This is a genomic window from Fructobacillus sp. ESL1129, assembly GCF_058507945.1.
In genome coordinates this window covers 991,127-1,008,376 of record NZ_CP196668.1, presented here as the reverse complement: position 1 = coordinate 1,008,376, position 17,250 = coordinate 991,127, and the positions used below count along the sequence as shown (strand labels likewise).

Annotated in this window: 16 protein-coding genes and 1 pseudogene; 11 read left to right on the top strand and 6 right to left on the bottom strand. The window is 45.8% G+C overall.

The features are described 5' to 3' along the window. The first annotated feature begins 67 nt into the window (after window positions 1-67). Entirely contained in the window at window positions 68-835 is a 768-nt protein-coding gene (locus ACSYSL_RS04945; protein ID WP_187753805.1) for a CPBP family intramembrane glutamic endopeptidase, read from the top strand. Between the two features lie 40 nt (window positions 836-875). Here ACSYSL_RS04945 and ACSYSL_RS04940 read toward each other — a convergent pair whose 3' ends face one another. Beyond that, complete coding sequence (locus ACSYSL_RS04940) at window positions 876-1,766, bottom strand: metal ABC transporter solute-binding protein, Zn/Mn family (RefSeq protein ID WP_010691138.1); 891 nt, start codon at window positions 1,764-1,766, stop codon at window positions 876-878. An 82-nt stretch (window positions 1,767-1,848) separates the two neighbouring features. After that, window positions 1,849-2,502, bottom strand: coding sequence for a LysR family transcriptional regulator (locus ACSYSL_RS04935; RefSeq protein WP_491708489.1), 654 nt, complete (start codon window positions 2,500-2,502; stop codon window positions 1,849-1,851). A 227-nt stretch (window positions 2,503-2,729) separates the two neighbouring features. Here ACSYSL_RS04935 and ACSYSL_RS04930 point away from each other — a divergent pair. Next, window positions 2,730-4,361, top strand: a pseudogene (locus tag ACSYSL_RS04930) (malolactic enzyme); the annotation flags it as partial. 57 nt (window positions 4,362-4,418) lie between these two features. Here the strand turns inward: ACSYSL_RS04930 and ACSYSL_RS04925 are convergent. Further along, window positions 4,419-5,780: a threonine/serine exporter family protein gene (locus ACSYSL_RS04925; protein ID WP_491708488.1), complete on the bottom strand. Its 1,362-nt coding sequence runs from the start codon at window positions 5,778-5,780 to the stop codon at window positions 4,419-4,421. A 181-nt stretch (window positions 5,781-5,961) separates the two neighbouring features. Here ACSYSL_RS04925 and ACSYSL_RS04920 point away from each other — a divergent pair, with 181 nt between their 5' ends. Continuing rightward, window positions 5,962-6,558, top strand: a complete 597-nt coding sequence (locus ACSYSL_RS04920) for a TetR/AcrR family transcriptional regulator (protein ID WP_491708487.1) — start codon at window positions 5,962-5,964, stop codon at window positions 6,556-6,558. A 69-nt stretch (window positions 6,559-6,627) separates the two neighbouring features. Here ACSYSL_RS04920 and rpiA read toward each other — a convergent pair whose 3' ends face one another. Beyond that, complete coding sequence (gene rpiA / locus ACSYSL_RS04915) at window positions 6,628-7,302, bottom strand: ribose-5-phosphate isomerase RpiA (protein WP_010691143.1); 675 nt, start codon at window positions 7,300-7,302, stop codon at window positions 6,628-6,630. A gap of 151 nt (window positions 7,303-7,453) precedes the next feature. Here rpiA and rbsK point away from each other — a divergent pair, with 151 nt between their 5' ends. The 6 genes from rbsK to ACSYSL_RS04885 all read left to right on the top strand — a co-directional run bounded on the left by rbsK (window position 7,454) and on the right by ACSYSL_RS04885 (window position 13,305). Further along, entirely contained in the window at window positions 7,454-8,395 is a 942-nt protein-coding gene (gene rbsK / locus ACSYSL_RS04910; RefSeq protein WP_491708486.1) for a ribokinase, read from the top strand. A gap of 20 nt (window positions 8,396-8,415) precedes the next feature. Then, window positions 8,416-8,760 carry a hypothetical protein gene (locus ACSYSL_RS04905; RefSeq protein ID WP_187753811.1) on the top strand — a complete coding sequence of 115 codons (345 nt, stop codon included), beginning with the start codon at window positions 8,416-8,418 and terminating at the stop codon, window positions 8,758-8,760. Between the two features lie 82 nt (window positions 8,761-8,842). Continuing rightward, window positions 8,843-9,466 (top strand): signal peptidase I, encoded by a 624-nt coding sequence (gene lepB / locus ACSYSL_RS04900; protein WP_010691146.1) that lies wholly within the window; start codon window positions 8,843-8,845, stop codon window positions 9,464-9,466. Between the two features lie 159 nt (window positions 9,467-9,625). Then, window positions 9,626-10,216 (top strand): WxL domain-containing protein, encoded by a 591-nt coding sequence (locus tag ACSYSL_RS04895; RefSeq protein ID WP_491708485.1) that lies wholly within the window; start codon window positions 9,626-9,628, stop codon window positions 10,214-10,216. 78 nt (window positions 10,217-10,294) lie between these two features. Next, a complete protein-coding gene (locus ACSYSL_RS04890; RefSeq protein WP_010691148.1) occupies window positions 10,295-11,428 on the top strand; it encodes a WxL protein host-binding domain-containing protein in 1,134 nt (377 codons plus the stop codon). 32 nt (window positions 11,429-11,460) lie between these two features. Continuing rightward, window positions 11,461-13,305, top strand: a complete 1,845-nt coding sequence (locus tag ACSYSL_RS04885) for a hypothetical protein (protein ID WP_491708484.1) — start codon at window positions 11,461-11,463, stop codon at window positions 13,303-13,305. A 68-nt stretch (window positions 13,306-13,373) separates the two neighbouring features. Here the strand turns inward: ACSYSL_RS04885 and ACSYSL_RS04880 are convergent, their stop codons facing one another. After that, window positions 13,374-13,883: a hypothetical protein gene (locus ACSYSL_RS04880; protein WP_491708483.1), complete on the bottom strand. Its 510-nt coding sequence runs from the start codon at window positions 13,881-13,883 to the stop codon at window positions 13,374-13,376. Window positions 13,884-14,125: 242 nt separating this feature from the next. Here ACSYSL_RS04880 and ACSYSL_RS04875 point away from each other — a divergent pair, with 242 nt between their 5' ends. Further along, window positions 14,126-14,560: a hypothetical protein gene (locus tag ACSYSL_RS04875; RefSeq protein WP_010691152.1), complete on the top strand. Its 435-nt coding sequence runs from the start codon at window positions 14,126-14,128 to the stop codon at window positions 14,558-14,560. Window positions 14,561-14,766: 206 nt separating this feature from the next. Then, the gene (locus ACSYSL_RS04870) at window positions 14,767-15,084 is read left to right on the top strand and encodes a helix-turn-helix domain-containing protein (RefSeq protein WP_010691153.1); all 318 of its coding nucleotides are present in this window, start codon (window positions 14,767-14,769) and stop codon (window positions 15,082-15,084) included. Between the two features lie 46 nt (window positions 15,085-15,130). Here the strand turns inward: ACSYSL_RS04870 and ACSYSL_RS04865 are convergent, their stop codons facing one another. After that, the gene (locus ACSYSL_RS04865) at window positions 15,131-17,095 is read right to left on the bottom strand and encodes an ABC transporter ATP-binding protein/permease (protein WP_491708482.1); all 1,965 of its coding nucleotides are present in this window, start codon (window positions 17,093-17,095) and stop codon (window positions 15,131-15,133) included. Window positions 17,096-17,250: the final 155 nt, after the last annotated feature.

Sequence of the window (17,250 nt, the reverse complement as noted above, 5' to 3'; positions counted from 1 at the left end):
GTTTTAGCGCCTAATACCGCATTGTGCTATACTGCCAGTGTTATGACATGTATAGAGGAGATTTAAAATGAATCGACAGATTGATTTTAAGAAGCTTGTGACGTTGACAGTCAGCTTCCTAGTGTTGGACATTATTGTTCAAAAAGTTTTAGTTCACCAAGCCGTGAACTGGGCATTCTACCAGTTTAATCTGGACCAATTTACAGCACAATTTATCGCCAAAATGTGCGAATTGTTGGTCGTTCTTGGCTTAAACGCGCTGATTACCAAGCAACGAATTTATTTGAAGCCTAGTTGGAGCATTTCTGAGGGCGCTTACTGGCTCTTCATGGTGGCTGTGGTTCTACCATTCTTGTCTGCTGATAATGTTTGGACAGCGCTGGCAACCGGGATGATGGGTGGTTTTTCAGAGGAATTCTTGGCCCGTGGTGTGCTACTGGGCTTGTTCCTGGTTTACTTGTTGCGGGACGGCTACAGTCGCCACAACTTGGTCAAGGGAGTCCTGTATTCAAACCTGGCCTTTGCCTTGATGCACTTTACGAATTTGACCCACATGGATTTCAGTTCTGTTTTGCTGCAATCCATCCTTGCCTTTATCGCCGGCCTGTCTTATGCAGCGATTTACGTTCAAACGGGTTCGATTTGGGCCGCTGTTGCCATGCACTTCGTGGAAGACTTTATTCTAACGGCGAATGGCGCAACTGGTAACCTGTCCATGTATGCGACGATGGCCTTTTCATACTTTAAGATTTTGTTGATTGTCATTTTGTTCATTTACTGGAAGAAGCATGAGCCGGTTCTTTCGCGCCGAATTCGCGGAATTGAGGGTGAGTAATATAAAAAGGACGAATCGCTAACGATTCGTCCTTTTTTGATTAAGCAATGGCTTTTTCAATTTGATTCAATTCGGAAAGCTTCCAGTCAACATAAGAGGTGTTGTCTGGTGACGTTTCCGTGACGTTCACGACGGGGATGTTTTCCTGTTTAGCTAGTTTTACTAACTTGGCGACATCACCACCTGTGGTTTGTGTGTTTTGAACAACGAACGCAACTTTGTGTTCCGTCAGCGCGTTTTGAACTTCCTTCAGGGCCGCTGGCGTTGGGTCGGAGTCTTCGGCAATGGCTTCGGCAAAGTCGTCACCGACTAGCTTCATGTCCAAGTCCTTTAACATGTATTCGTAAACGGATTCCGTCTCGAAAACGTTTTTGTCGGCTGTTTTCGCTTTTAATTCAGCAATTTTATCGGTTACGGGTTGAAGCTTTTCTTTGTAGGCAGCTGCGTTTTTCTGATAATCAGCCTTGTGTTCGGGATCCTTCTTTGACAATTCGTTGGCTAACTTTTGCGCTGCATTAACCATGTTGGCGGGGTCGTTCCAAAGGTGTGGATTTGACTTGCTGTCTTTGTTCAACAAGTCAGAGACGAGCAAAAGCTGGGTCTTTTTTGATGATTTGGCCAATTTATTGAGCCAGGCATCGTAGCCAAGACCATTGCCAAAGGCAATATCGGCCTTGGAGACTTTTTTGGCAACATCGTTGGTTGGCTCGTAGTCTTCTGGTGAAACCGATTGTTTGGTAATGATGGCCGAGACGTGCGCATGGTCACCGGCAACCGTCTTGGCTAATTCGGCATAGACGTTGGTGGAAGCCACAATCGTTAACTTGCCGTCTTTGGCTGATTGGTCAGACGACTTTGGCCAGAGTGCAATGGCGAGTATGGCAACTAAAAGGGCGACCATACCCGAGATTAAGATGATTTTTTTCTTCATAATTTTTCCCTCATGCAATCGTTAGTTGAAACAACTCCTTAAGCATAGAAGAGCGCTCATCTTATAGTCAACTCTTTACCGCTTACTCAGTTTTGCTTATAAGGGTAAAGTCGTTTTGCGATGCGGAATGAATTGCCGTCTTTAGTTCTGATAAAATGGCGGTCATTGTCTCAGAACTTTGCCCACTGTCTTGATAGATAAAAGACAGGGTAAAGTCTGGTAAGGATTGCCCGTTTGGTTGTAACAGTGCCGGGTGAGCAATTTCTTCCACTCGATAGGGCGCGGCAAGATTGGCGGAACCAATCACCAACAGGGCATCGACTTTTCCGTCTTGGAGCAAGCGTAGGCCCTCGTTTCGTTGGACGAGGGACTTTTGAAGGTGGGTGAAAAAGTGGTCGGACAGGTGCTCCTTGATGGCCGGGTAGTAAGCCAAGTCAACCATTTCTGAAAGACCAAGGGCAAACTTTTGCTCCGCTTCTTTTTGAATGGCGACCTGTGCTTGCTGGTATTCTTGAACAATTTTTTTGGCATGTTCTAAAAGAATTTGACCGGGATGGGTGAAGGCCATTTTTTGGTGGCCAGGGTCGCGCCAAATCAATTCGCTTGTTAATTCTTTCTCAAGACGTTGCATGGCGAGGGAGACGGTTGGTTGCGAAATGTTAAATCTTTTAGAAACTTGTGAAAAAGAACCAAGTTCGGCCAGTGCGAGATAGTATTCCAAATCTTGAATGCGCATGAATTTGTCCTTTTTAAATAATCAAAAAATTAAAAAAATAACAAGGGTTGAAGTAAAAGAATTATATCAGAAAAAACGACTCAAAAAGCAACAAATGTGCCAAATTGTCCGATAAAACCGGGCTTTCCAGGTTGACTGATGGCTGTTTTCAGCGTAAACTGATTCGTAACTTAGGTAAGTAACTGCATCTAACGATGCGACCTGGATGAAAGAGAAAAAGGAGTTCGTCTTACATGAAGACACCAATCGAAATTTTGAACGATCCCTTCTTGAACAAAGGGACAGGTTTCACAAAGGAAGAACGTAAGGAACTCGGCGTAGCCGGTTTGTTGCCTCCTCGCGTGCAGACTTTGGAAGAACAAGAAGCACAAACTTATGCCCAATACCAGTCAAAGCCATCTGACTTGGAAAAGCGCTTGTTCTTGATGGAAATCTTCAACACGAACCACACGTTGTTCTTCTACATGTTCTCACAACACGTGGTGGAATTCATGCCAATCGTTTACGATCCCGTGATCGCCGACACGATTGAAAACTACTCAGATTTGTTTGTTGACCCACAAAACGCCGTTTACTTGTCAATTGATGAGCCAGAAGGCATGGAAGAAGCGTTGAAGAACGCTGCTAACGGTCGCGACATTAAGTTGATTGTTGTAACGGATGCCGAAGGTATCTTGGGTATTGGTGACTGGGGTGTCAACGGTGTTGATATCGCCGTTGGTAAGTTGATGGTTTATACGGCTGCTGCCGGTGTAAACCCTGCTGACGTTTTGCCAGTTGTTTTGGATAACGGAACAAACAACAAGGAATTGTTGGAAAACCCTAACTACTTGGGTAACCGTCACGAACGTGTTCGCGGCGAAAAGTACGACAAGTTTGTTGATGACTTTGTCCAAGCTGCTGAAAAGACGTTCCCTAACCTTTACTTGCACTGGGAAGACTTTGCCCGTCAAAACGGTGCTAAGATCTTGAACAAGTACAAGAACGACATCACGACGTTTAACGATGACATCCAGGGAACTGGTATCATCACATTGGCCGCTGCATTGGGTGCCATGAACATTACTGGTGAAAAGTTGTCAGAACAGACATACTTGTCATTCGGTGCTGGTTCAGCCGGATGTGGAATCGCCGGACGTATCTACGACGAAATGTTGCAAGAAGGTTTGTCAGAAGAAGAAGCCAAGTCACACATCTACTTGGTTGACAAGCAAGGTTTGCTCTTCGACGACATGGACGACTTGACACCAGAACAAAAGCCATTTGCTCGCAAGCGTTCAGAATTTGCCAATGCTGATCAATTGACTGATTTGATGTCTGTTGTGAAGGAAATCCACCCAACAATCATGGTTGGAACATCAACTGTTCCTGGTGCCTTCACGAAGGAAATCGTTCAGGAAATGGCTTCTCACGTAGAACGCCCAATCATCTTCCCATTGTCAAACCCAACAAAGTTGCTTGAAGCAACTGCAAAGGACTTGCTTGACTGGACTGATGGTAAGGCCTTGGTTGCCAACGGTGTGCCCGTTGACCCAATCGAATACAAGGGTGTTACTTACGATATCGGACAAGCTAACAACGCCTTGGTTTACCCAGGTCTTGGACTTGGAACGATTGCCTCAACTGCAACGGTCTTGAATGATGAAATGATTTCAGCCGCTGCCCACTCATTGGGTGGTCTTGTTGATGGTACGAAGCCAGGAGCCGCTGTTTTGCCTCCTGTCTCACAATTGACAAAGTTCTCTGAAACGGTTGCCATCGCTGTTGCACAGTCAGCAGTTGACCAAGGCATCACGAAGGAAAAGATTTCGGACGTTAAGGCTGCCATCGAAGCCTTGAAGTGGGAAGCTAAGTACTAATCCTTAAACTTTGCAAAAGAAAAGCCGCCATTACTGGCGGCTTTTTTGTGTTTATATTTAATCGACTTTCCGCCAATCCTTGTCAAAGAGGAAACGGGCGACGTAGAGTCCAAATGGCAGAAAGACCATTATGAGAGCGGCCCTGGTGAGCCAAGTGGCCCCTGCGCCAATGTTATTGAGACCCAAGTTGTACACACCACGGTAAATGTAGAGTCCAGGAACCATGATGACAATGGCGGGGACCGTTAGTGAGATTCTTGGAAAGTCCGTGTAGCGGTTCAGCAGTGAAGCCGCCACGCCCGCAATGAGCGCACCGACAAAGGCAGCTGCAGCAGGGGGCATTTGAGAAAGATCAACTAGTTCTAGACGAGTGGTGTTGGCCACTGCCCCGATGAGACCAGTGGTAATGGCCATCTTTGGTTGGGAATTAAACATCATTGAGAAACCGAAGACGCCGGCGAAGGAAGCGGCTAGACGACAGGCGATGAGTGGGTAAAGCGATAGGCCCTGAGGTAAAAAGTTTTGTGGATGAAGATGAAAAACAAGGGCCAACAGCCAGCCGATTAGGGTGGCGGAGAAGATGATCATTAAGGCAAAAGCCAGTCGTTCTAGTCCCGAGCGCATGTCGTTTTTTGACAGGTCTAAAATTGAAGTGATGAAAGGAAAACCTGGAATCACGAAGAGCATGGCGCCAATGTAACCGGCTTCGTGGGCGGAGGACAGATGAATCCATTGGCCCAAGATAAACAGGGTTAGTACATAGGTTAAGCAGGCTGCAGCAACACCTAGAGCGGTTGTCGCAACGGCATTCCAACGCCGACCGCCTAATTTCTTGCGGGTGAAGTTGCCGGCAAAGGCCCCGGTAAAGCAACCAAACATCTCAATTGGGCCGCCCCCCAGCAAAAAGATGAAACCAGCACAGGCTATGGCGGCGGCCAAACCAGCCATGAAAGCCGAATAATTACCGGGTTGTTTTTGGATTTTGTCGAGTTGCTGATGAACAATTTGCGGCTTTTTATCGGCATATTTTTCAGCAAAGTCAGCCACAAATTTTTCAATTAACGTCATCTTATGGGTGTTAACGCCAGTCGCTGCTAATGAGAGTGACTCTGTGAACGACTCGGTCCCATCAAAGCAGGTAAGTGTAATGGTGGTAAAGCCGATATCTGCCGAGATGGTTAATCCCAGGGCCCGGGCCACCGTGTTCATTGCGGCACGAACACGCCAGGCACCCGTTCCGCACGAAAGTAACATGATGCCGACTCGACCAACAATGGAAGCGCGCACGTGTAACGAGGCGTGGCGAGCCGAGTTGTTTTCTTTTGCAATGACTTTTTCCCAACGAACGGCCATGTGCTGGTGAAGACGTTCGGGATTTTCAATGTCATTTAATGCTGATTGGCTAGTGCTTGAGTTCATGGTTGATCGGACTCCCTAAAAGTTGAGAATATAGCCTTATGATAGGCTTGTGAGCGTGATTTTTCAAGTTTGGTTACTTGTCCAGGATCTTCATTGAATGGGTAGCTGACTCGACTTTTTCAATTGAAAAAATTATATTATACTGAAAGCAGGTAATTGCCTATTGAGGTCGAGGGGTGCTATGGAAGAGCAGCTGAGCAAAACAAGAAAAGCCAAAGAGGAAATTATTTTAGCCAAGGCGAGCGAAGTCTTCGCTGAAGAAGGCTTTTTGCAAGTCACGATGCAGCGGATTATCGACGCTTGTCAGATTAGCCGAGGTGGTTTGTATCTTTATTTCCACTCCGTTGACGAACTGTTTGTTGAGGTAATCCGCAGTCGTTCCGTCCATCAGTTTGATTTGGTGCGGGAGCAACTGCGATCAAACCCGGATTTTCATTCCGTCTTTGCGGAGTATTTAGCCGAGCATAAGCAGCGCTTGCTGGTTTTGGCGGCGGGCGGTCCTTCTTTGATTCGGGCAATGTATGAATATTCCTTTACGCACCAATCCGAGGAAGATCGGCACCTGAAGCAAAAGCAAGTGAATGCTACGCGAGGAACGGTGCAGTCGTTACTCGATTTAGGTGCTGACCAAGGTGTTTTGCCGAAAGAAAAGGTTCGCCTTTTGGCTGAAGAACTGATGCTCATCATTGAAGGGTTGAACGTATTGGCGCTCACGGGTGAGTTGCAGGAACGGCAGATTGACCGTCAATTTGCACAATTTCAAAAACAAGTCCACTAAAAAACGATGAAGAGGAACAAACATTCCCTTTCATCGTTTTTATTAATACTAGCTGATCGCGAACGGTTATCAGGCTTTTCGGTAAACCGCTTCGCCCGTGTTACCGTCTAACAAGACATCGCAAATGTTAATGAACAGCCCGTGCTCAACAACGCCAGTCAAAGATTTTAGTTCTTCCGCTAACTTTGCTAAGTCATCTACACGGGAAATGTTGATGTCGATAATGTAGTTACCCGAATCAGTCGTGAGATAGTTGCCGTCCTCTTGCTGCCGATAGACCGGCTTTAAATCGCGTTCCTTTAGGTAGTTGTAGACGTGGTGAACCCCGAATTTAACTACCTCCACGGGTAGCTTGAAGGAGCCAAGGCGGGGATGCTTTTTAGAAGAATCAACCACCCAGATGTTCTTTTGAGAGTTAACAGCGACAATTTTTTCGAAGAGTAGAGCGGCACCGCCACCCTTAATGCCGTTCAGGTTTGGATCGACTTCATCCGCACCATCGACCGTGACATCGATGCGGTCAACCGCATCAATGTCCACGACTTTGAGGCCAAAGCCAAGGGCCAACTGCTGGGTTTGACCAGAAGTGGCCACGCAAGTGATATCCATTGCCTCTTCGTGTGCCTTTTTGGCTAACAAATCGATGAAGATGGAAGCGGTCGATCCCGATCCAAGCCCAACGATGGCCTGATTCGGAATCAACTCGACGGCCATTTGAGCAGCTTTTACTTTATGGTCATTCACAGCAAACCCTCCATTTAAAAAGACATGAACTAATTTCTATTATAGCAGACCGACGCAACCACCTTCGATTTCTTTGTACATTTTTGCTGGAAAAGTCCTGTCTTTCTAGTAAAATAGGAGGAGAAATCAATCCCATTAGATGGGAAAAAGGATGACTATGAAAAAGCAAGTAACCATTGTCGGTTCAACGAATATCGACCGCGTGACCCGCGTGCCTAGGCTGGCGCAGTCGGGCGAAACCCTTTCGATTGGCCAACATCAAGAAGAAGTTATGGGTGGTAAGGGCTTGAACCAGGCGGTTGCCATTGCCCGCTCCGGTGCCAAGGCGAACTTTGTTACCAAAGTCGGCACCGACTTTGACCTTAGCCAGCGGGTGCAGGAAGACGATTTAAACCTTGAATACGTGTTGCACTCGGATAAGTTCCAGACAGGTCAGGCCTATATCACGGTCTCGAAAGCAACGGGTGACAACATTATCTATGTTTATGAGGGCGCCAACGGGGACCTTTCAGCCAAGGACATCTGGGACCAAAAAGCAGCGCTGGCCGGTTCTGATTTTTGTCTAACACAGCTAGAGATTCCACTTGAAACCGCGTTGACGGCTTTTAAAGAGGCGAAGGAAGCGGGTGTCACGACTGTGCTAAATCCAGCACCAGTGCCTGATCAAGAAGACTTGCCCAAGTCATTGCTCGAGCAAACGGACTTGATTGTGCCAAACGAACACGAGGCTGCCTTGATAACGAACATCCCGGTAACCGATCGAGCTTCGTTAATCAAAAATGCCGACTTTTTCTTCGACCTTGGCCTCGAACACGTGCTAATTACCCTTGGTGATAAGGGAGCTTTCTACCGATCCAAGAAGGGCAAAGAAGTAATGGTGCCGGCCATTAAGACGACCGCTATTGATACGACGGCGGCGGGTGACACCTTCATTGGGGCACTGTTATCACGGTTGTCACCATCTTTCGATAACGTTGAAGGGGCCATCCGCTATGCAGTGGCAGCTTCATCAATTACAGTTGCCTCAGCCGGCGCCCTCCCTTCCATTCCCTATGAAGAAGCTGTTTTGTCGGAATTACCAAAAACAAATTAGAAGAGGGGGGAGGCGAGTCGATGAAAATTACTGAGCTAAAGTTGCGCAGGAGGGACTACTGGCTTTCTTTGCAGGCTGTGGAACGAGAAGAGGGTGGTCCGTCCTTTATGGTAGAAACCACAACGACGGATGAAGAAGAGCCTGTTCTTGATTATCGGGTGCTCTGTTTTTCGTATGAGGATTACCTCGTGATCGACTGGACGAAAGCCTTCCCTGGGCCCAACCCCTTGAACTTGATCGCTTCACGCCTGCAGGATCAAGATTTAACGGATTTGCAGAAGGAACATGGCATTATCTCCTTCAAAACAAAAGGAGTGCGTGACCGGGCTACTTACTTGGTCACGATTAACACGGTTCGTTCGTAACAGAACGTTTTCGTCTTTCAAAATGATAAAGTCGCTTGCGCCCATAGATTTGAACGTGTAAGCTTACTTCGAGGTAATAATTATGAAAAAAATATTCTCATTTATTTGGAATTGGGTAATTCCAGTTGGTATTGGGGTAGGAATCTACGTTGTGATCACGACCTTCTTTATCAATGTGGTAACCATTTCTGGTGACTCAATGGACCCAAACTTGCTCGATCAGCAACGAGTTTTGGTCCAAAAGACTGAAAACTTAAAGCGTGGGGATGTTGTTGTCTTCGATGCGCGACAAGAAGATCCGCGAATTAAGGCAGGTAATAAAGACTATGTGAAGCGGGTAATCGCTGTTGCTGGGGATACAGTGTCCTACCAGGATGGTGTCTTGTACGTTAACGGTAAGAAAGTGAACCAATCCTTCATTAGTACAACCGAGCAAAACGCTGGAACAGCCGCTTCATTCGGTTCCTCATGGGATTTGAAGTCCTTGTCTTCAACTGGTCTTTGGAAAGTGAGTGACCGTAATCAGACTGTAGTGCCGAAGGACTCCTACTTTGTTCTTGGGGACCACCGGTCGGTTTCAAATGATTCCCGTTACTTCGGCTTTGTATCGAAGAAACACGTGATCGGTAAGATTCATGTGCCATTCTGGTACTCAACAACCGTTAAGGATAATATCGCCAAGGAAGAAGATCATTACTTCGCCTAACCAACCACATTAAAAATAGCCAGTGTCCTATCGTAAAACGTTTGGATGCTGGCTTTTTTGAATTTGGTAAGCCTGATTGTAATATTGACAAGATGTCATTATAATCATATAATTATTGATTGGAATTAGTAAAAATAGAAGGAACAAGAGGGTGCCATCATGAAAACATTTACAAAGTTAAACTTAGCTGTTGCTGCTTTGTTAACGGCTGGAGCAATCTCACCATTGTCCGTTTTTGCGGATGATGTTGCGGAAGGAACAACTAGTCTTCAAGGAAACACAACGATTACCTTTGAAGCACCAAAGACTGGTTTGTTGACGTTGAACCAGGTTCCTGATTTTGATTTTAAGAACCATGATTTGACTTCAAATAAGAACAGTACTTATTCAGCGACGGGTGACAAGAGCATTCGTGTAACGGATTTGACTGGTTCAAACGACGGCTACCACGTGACGGCCAATGCTTCTCAACTGTTGAACGGTAGCTCAATCTTACCAGTTGCTTCCTTTGCCTTCACAACGGCAGATGGTACTAAGAATGCTGCTACGCAGGGACAAATTCTTGGAACGGGTGCAACAGCGGCTTCAATCTATCAAGGGAATGCCAAGGTAGCGACTGGTAACGCAAATGCCAACGGTACCAATGACTCTGGTCAGACAAGTGCTGTGTTGACGTTAAACGACAACACAATCAAGGCTGGTCAATATAAGGGAACCATTGACTACACGCTTTCCCCAAGCATGGACTAAGCAAAACAATGGCATGATATAGCGGGCAGCGACGAGTTGTTCGCTTTTTCTTTCGAGATATTGACGGAGACGTGATAGATGAAAAAGTTAATCAAAACTGTGGGCATGCTGATGAGTCTGTTTTTGTTGACATCAGTACTGGTCTCAGCCGATAACGCAACGGATTCAAAATTTGATGCCTCGATTGTTAAAAGTGATAAAGAACGCGGGGACACCAGCCGTGCTTGGTATGATTTGAAACTGAATCCCGGTGAAAAAACGACGCTGGCTGTTTCGTTAACTAACCGCGATACGAAGCCAGCGACCTTTTTGATTTCGGCAACACAGGCAGAAACTGGCAGTAACATGGTGATGTCAGCGAATCGACCGATTAATGAAGTGCAGGATGCCGTTAATTCTTCCCTTCGTCTCGGGAATTCGATTTTAAAAGTAAGTAGCGCAAAGGTGACGGTGGCGGCTGGCGAAACAAGGGAAATTCCAGCCCAAGTTACCATGCCTTCAACTAAAATCGATGGTTCTTGGTTGGGTGGCATCCACATTCAAAAGCAGGTAGCGAGTTCTGATCAAGCACAAAATGGGTATACCAACCGATTTAACTATATGACCTATGTTCAGTTGTCGAACACGGATGTGGTCACGAAAGCGGATTTAGACCTAAAGAAAGTCTCTTATCAATCAAAAAGCCAATCGGGAATTGTTAACATTGCTTTGCAAAATAAACAAAATGGTTATGTTTCGAATGCCAGCTCAACGGTAAAGGTCCACCAAAAGGGTGAGTCGGCAACGGTGGTTAATGATGTTCAGAGTAACCAATCGATTGCCAATGGATCCAATTTTACCTACCAGGTACCCACAAAGGAATTAAAGTCCGGAAAGACTTATGTGGCGGATATCACCATTCATGATAATAAAAACAACGTGACTTGGCACTGGACGAAAGAGTTTAAAGTGTCCTCCTTATCAGCAGTTTCGGGTTGGCTGTCATCGAACCCAATGACCCGAAATAATAATTGGTTGTGGCTCTTGTTGCTCATTCCATTGTTGATTATTCTGTTCTTCCTTTGGCGGAAGCAGAAAAAAATGGTGGATGTTGTCGAAAACCTACAGGGGAAGCAAATTAATCGTCGTATTTCCTATAAGGCCTATAAGCAAATGCGTCGTGAGGGAATGGATGTTGTTATCGTTTCCAAGTCGAATCAGGAAAGCCGTTGATTGATTAATTAACACGGAAGGAGGGAAAGACAATGAAAAAGCTGCTTTTGATGCTAACCGCATTGTTAACCCTTTTAACCGTGCTTTCATTGAGTGGTTCAGCCGACACCACACCACAGACTGATACCGATGGGTCTGTTACTGGAAATGCTGGGGCAGTGTATTATAATGTTGCTTCTTGGTCAGATATGTTCGAAGCGTATGAGGATTCATACCAGTCAACTGTCTATCTGAACGTAACGGCTGATGTTTCGGGTGATTTCAGCGCTTACACGGGAACCGAAATACAAGAGGGGAAGAGCCTGGTGATTTTAGGCAATCATCACACCCTGACTTTTGCTGCTACTGTAGACCCGACAACGAGTGTGAAAATTACTGACGGTGGCGATAAGCGATCAGGTTTTTGGTCAGAAAGTAGTTTTGTTACCTCTGCAACAACATTACGAATGGAAAACGTCCAGTGGATTAATAGCATTACCTACGGTATTTTCGAAGTTTCGAAGGAAGCTTCAGCGACGACGCAGTACCATAATGTGACTGAAATGAACGGAGCGGCACGCGACGGGGCGACACCAATCGTCAACCGTAAGGGCAGAATCGAGTTTTCTGGTAAGAATGTTTTTAACATTACGGGAACTCCCGGGAAGAATTTTGGTTCTGGAAAGCAAGACCCAGCCTCGCTTGGGACGGCCAGTTCATCGACGGAATACGGACAGAATTCTTGGATTCATGGGGCCAACGACGTCAACGTTTTGGATGGATCAACAACTGTTAACATCAACGCAAAGCAAAGCAATATTTTCTACCATTACTTATCTAGCTCCTTTGCGTCGACTTTGTCGGTGGCCAATAAAGCGAGTTTGATTTGGAACGTTGATAATGCCCGCTACGTTGACCGTGGTTCCGTTGATTCTCGAATGTGGAACATTGGGGATAAAGCAAATTTCATTGTGAACGGGAATCGCAATACAGGCGACAGCAACTTATTTCAGTCTCGTGGAAATGATCTTGGCATCACTGTTGGTCAAGGGGCTAAGGTGGATTTGACAACGGCCGGGGGGTTAAACATCGGATCGTTTGGTAGTCGGTTTATTAACGTAGCGGATAAGGGCTCTTTTTTGATTAATAAGCTATCGACCTCGACACCAGTCATTGATGGGATGCTCCGCAATGGACTCAATCTCGGCAATGATGCTCATTTTCTTGCTCGGGGAGGTTCTAGAATTTTCTCGGGTTACGGTAGTACGATTTATCTTAACGGTTCTAACCTAAACGGTCGTTTTTCGAAAAATGCCGATGGTTCGGATTCTTTGACAACGGATGCAGCAACTGGAAGTATTGGGACTTCCTTTACTTCCTTTAGTTTTGACGTTAGTCCCGCTTATAGTCGTGCTGTGCAGCGTTTATTGATGGGGAGCCCCCGCTATATGGAGTTTGGCTCTGGCCCAGCGGTTGTCTCTCTGGTAAAAGGCCAGTTGAACCGGGCCTATACGCTGACGGCCAATGACTTGCCGAAATCCTATGGACTATCCAACTTGATTTCTGGGCAAAACGGGATGGCCTTTACGGTGAATTCGACCAAAGCCAACCCCGAGGCTAGTGTACAGATTGCCATGACGAGAAATAAGCAGGACGGGGTTGTCTCTTATTTCTGGAAAGGTAATGATGGCACGGTTTCGACTGTTTCAGACAAGCCGATAACGATTTGGTCAATGGCGGCCGGGTATCAGTTCAGTCAAGATAGCAGTGGTTATAACTACACAGCCAACTATGACAATGACCACGGTCTATTACTTAAAACAACGAACGCGTTAAAGTCGGGTACGAATTACGAGGGGGCGACCTTTGATTACACCCTAGCTGTTGGTGCTGATTAAAAGTAAAAGAAGAGCAGGAGCTCCTCTTTTTTTTTGTACAAAAAAAGTCAGCCTGAGCTGACTTCGTGTTAATCTTTCTTTTTCTTACGTGACCACCAGTGCTTCTTTTGTTCATCTTCCATTTCGATACGTTGAACACGTGATGTGACTTTGTCCAATTGAGAAAGAGTGGCCATCTGGAGGTGTTGTTGCTGGTCGACGGTTGTTTGCGTTTTTTCAAGGTTTTGTTCGGCCTTTTGGAGCGTCGATTTGAGCGTGTCGATGTGTTCCTGACGATCCTCGAGTTGTTGGTTCTTATAACCTAGCTGAGATTCTAACATTTGCAGTTTCATCTTCAGCACTTCAACTTCAGCTTCCGTTTCCGCATTCAAAGAACCAAGGTAGGCGTTCTTTTCGGGTTTGAGGGCAGCCAAATCTTCTTCTGTGTAGGTACCGTTCAAATCGATACCACGTAACTTAGCTCGGTGAAAGAGCGTTTCTCGCTCAATTCCTAAGTAAAGTAATAGCTCCGCGGTGGAACCAAATGTATAGTAATCAACCATGTTTTCGCGTTTGACTTTCAACAGAAAAACCTCCATTTAGGTGTACTTTTTTGTGTCGCTGCTTAAGTACTTTAACAAGCCAGATAGGCTTGATTGGCTCAAAGGTCCAGCTGCCCTGAGGGGATGTTATTGAACCTTTCAAAAGTTAATTATACCAAAAAGTCAGTCAAACTGGACTTCGAAGCCTCGAATTTAAAAAAGCTTGAAGAATTGGTCGATTCTTCGTGAATAACATGAAAAGTGCTAGAATGACATTAGCAAAGTGAAGGAGATATTGCATGTTTGGAACAACATTGTTAAATACGTTATGGGTTGGTTTGCTGGCTGGTATTTTGTCCGCCCTGGTGCGAATCGGCTTTCAGCAACTTTTTAAGTTGGAAGGCGACAAACGATCGGAAGCGTTAACCATTGGTGGCGGGACCTTTGTTGATATTAGCCAAATGATGATGCTGGTGTTGTCCATCTTGTTGAGTATCGTTTTTCTCGTTTGGGCAAACATTGATACCGGGATTACCGCAGGTTCAGGAACGCTTTGGGGTTTTTTGGTTTGGGTGTTGATTGAACAAATTTACCGAGGAATCTTTGAAAAACGTGGCTTTTTCTGGCAAAATCCATGGCAACAAACGCTGGTTTCGTTCGTCAGCTATCTCTTTTGGGGTTGGGCCATTTACTTAGTCGCAATTGGTTTTCCCATTTCAGGGGTTTATTTTTAATTAATGGCACTTGATAAAGTCGGTCCGTGTGACCGACTTTTTTATATGCTTTGACAGTGGTTGTTTGATAGCATGAATGTTTGGAATAAAACGAACGTTTGTTCGTGTTTTTGCTGTTAAAACGTAGTATGACTGGTTATAATAGGGCCAGACAGTAGGAAGAAAATTGGAAGTCAGGCAGGAAACCATTGTAAAGGAGGAGCAAAATGGTTCTTGCACATCCCGCAGCAATTGACCAATTTGACCATAAATGGATGGAGACGTCCTTGCGTCAGTTAGTCCAGGAAGAATTGGCCAATCGTCTCAAAAAATCTCGCTTGATGCATGGTTATTCGCAATCACAGGTGGCGGCGAGTTTGCACCTTTCGCAATCAGCGATTTCAAAATATGAATCAGGGCAGGTGATGCCGGATCTTTTGGTGATTCTTACTTTTTGTCACCTCTATGGCCCAGAATTGGCAGTATTTTTTGATTGTCCATTCTTTCGAGCGTATTTGGATGGACTACCACCGACTGATATATAGTAAAAAAATCCCGACAAGCATATTGTGTTTGTCGGGATTTTTGATTTTATTCGGCTGATAAAGCGTCAATTGGATTAAGCTTTGCCGCACGCCGGGCAGGTAAGAGTGCTGCCAGAAGTGAGATGATTAGGGCCAGTACGAAGGCGGTAATGACGTCGCCCGTAGTGACTTGGACGAAGGCGTAATTGGCGATACTCTTCAGCGCACCGTTGATACCCGCTTGTGCCAGGTAGGCAAGTAACGTGGCAACGGAAGCGGAGAGTAGTCCCGTAATCAATGACTCGGAAATAAAGAGCCAGCGAATGTCTCGCTTCGACTCACCGAGTGCACGTAGAATACCGATTTCTTTGGTCCGTGCTGCGACGGACATGAACATCGTTACAATGATCATAAGGGCAGAAACAATCAGTGAAATGCCGGCAATCAATGACAGAATGGACGTTGCTAAGTTGACGTAGGTCTGGATCTTTTTGATGATACTTTGAATTGTCGACGTCTTGTAAAGACGGTTCGAACCATCCTTAATCTTATCAATGGAAGCCGCTGTATCCTCAACGTTATCCAAGTCGTCCACCTTAACAGAAATATCGGTCGGATCAGCGCTTAGACCGGCTTGCTTCAAGGCGTTTTGAATGGTTGTTGTGTTAACGGCGTTAATCTGGGCACCCTGGCTATCTGAGTGGCCGATTCCAGAAACGGTTGCCGTGAATTTAACGGTCACGTTTTCTTGTTGTGCGTTGAGAGCTTGGTAGGAAACGGTCACTTGCTTGCCAATCAAGTCCTTATAATTGTTCTTATTGAACTTCTCAGCTACGGCTGATTGGTCAATTAAGATTTCGCCATCCTTGGTTGGAGCGTGTCCGGCTTTAACGGAATCGTCAGAATTGGATGACGTCCAGTTTGTTAAGGCGCGCATCGTGACGTTTTGGTTATTGTATGTAGCGGTCGCATTCATGGCTGTGTAAGAAGATTCAACCTTTGAAACGTGCTTTTGCTTTTTGATTTGATTGAGTTGGGCCGCGGTGAAAGCCGGTGTATTGCTGCTTTCGGAGAAGGCACTGTTCTCATCATCGTCTGATTTCACATAACGACTCACGGACATGACCTGTGGGTTGGCAACTTTGGTGATTTGGCTAGACATGTAGCCGGCAATCCCGTTACCAAGACCAGAGAACAAGATAACAGAGAAAAGTCCAATAGCCGTGCCGAGAATAATCAGTGAATTGGTTCCCAGATGATGACGGAAGTGTTTGAAGGCCGTTTTAATCGAAGCACGACGAGGAAGTGCTCGAGACGGAATCATTTCCTTATCCTGCTTAGGGTAAGCGGGCTTGATGCGTTCGTCGGACTCAATTTGACCGTCAGCCAAACGAACGATTCGGGTACCGGCATCGGCAACGGCTTCGGAGTGAGTCACGGTAATCACGAGACGACCTTCCGATGCAATTTCGTTCAAGAGTGACAGGACTTCCTTGGTGTTTTGCGAGTCAAGCGCACCGGTTGGTTCATCGGCGATGATGACCTTGGGGTCGGATGCCAGGGCGCGGGCAATGGCCACACGTTGCTTTTGTCCACCAGAAAGCTGGTTGGGGTACTTCTTGATTTGGCCTTCCAGGCCAACCTTAACCAACAATTCCTTGGCACGAGCTTCCCGTTCTTTCTTTGACAAAGTCGTCATGTCTAATGACACCAAAACGTTGTCTAGAACTGACAAGTGGGAAATCAAGTTGTAGGACTGGTAAATATAGCCGATTGTTTCACGACGGTATTTGTCGAGGGATTTTTCCTGCTTGTGATCAAGCTTCTTTCCATCAACAAGCACTTCACCCTCAAAATTACGGTCAAGGCCACCGATGATGTTCATCAACGTGGACTTTCCCCCTCCGGATTCACCGAGAATGGAGACGAAGTCGCCGAGGTCAAAGTCGAGATTGATGCCCTTTAGAACCGGGAACTCTTGCGAGCCCAGGTAATAGGACTTATGAATGTTTTTAAGCTCTAAAAATGACATTTGGATTCCTTTTCTTTTCTGTATTAAGACCAGTTTAACAAATTTGGCGTGGACATGCTCGTCCGGTAACCAGTTTGGCTACTTAAAAACGAACGTTTTTCCTAATAGCTTTGAAAAACATTCTTTTTTTCTTCAGATTTTAAATATTTTTCCTT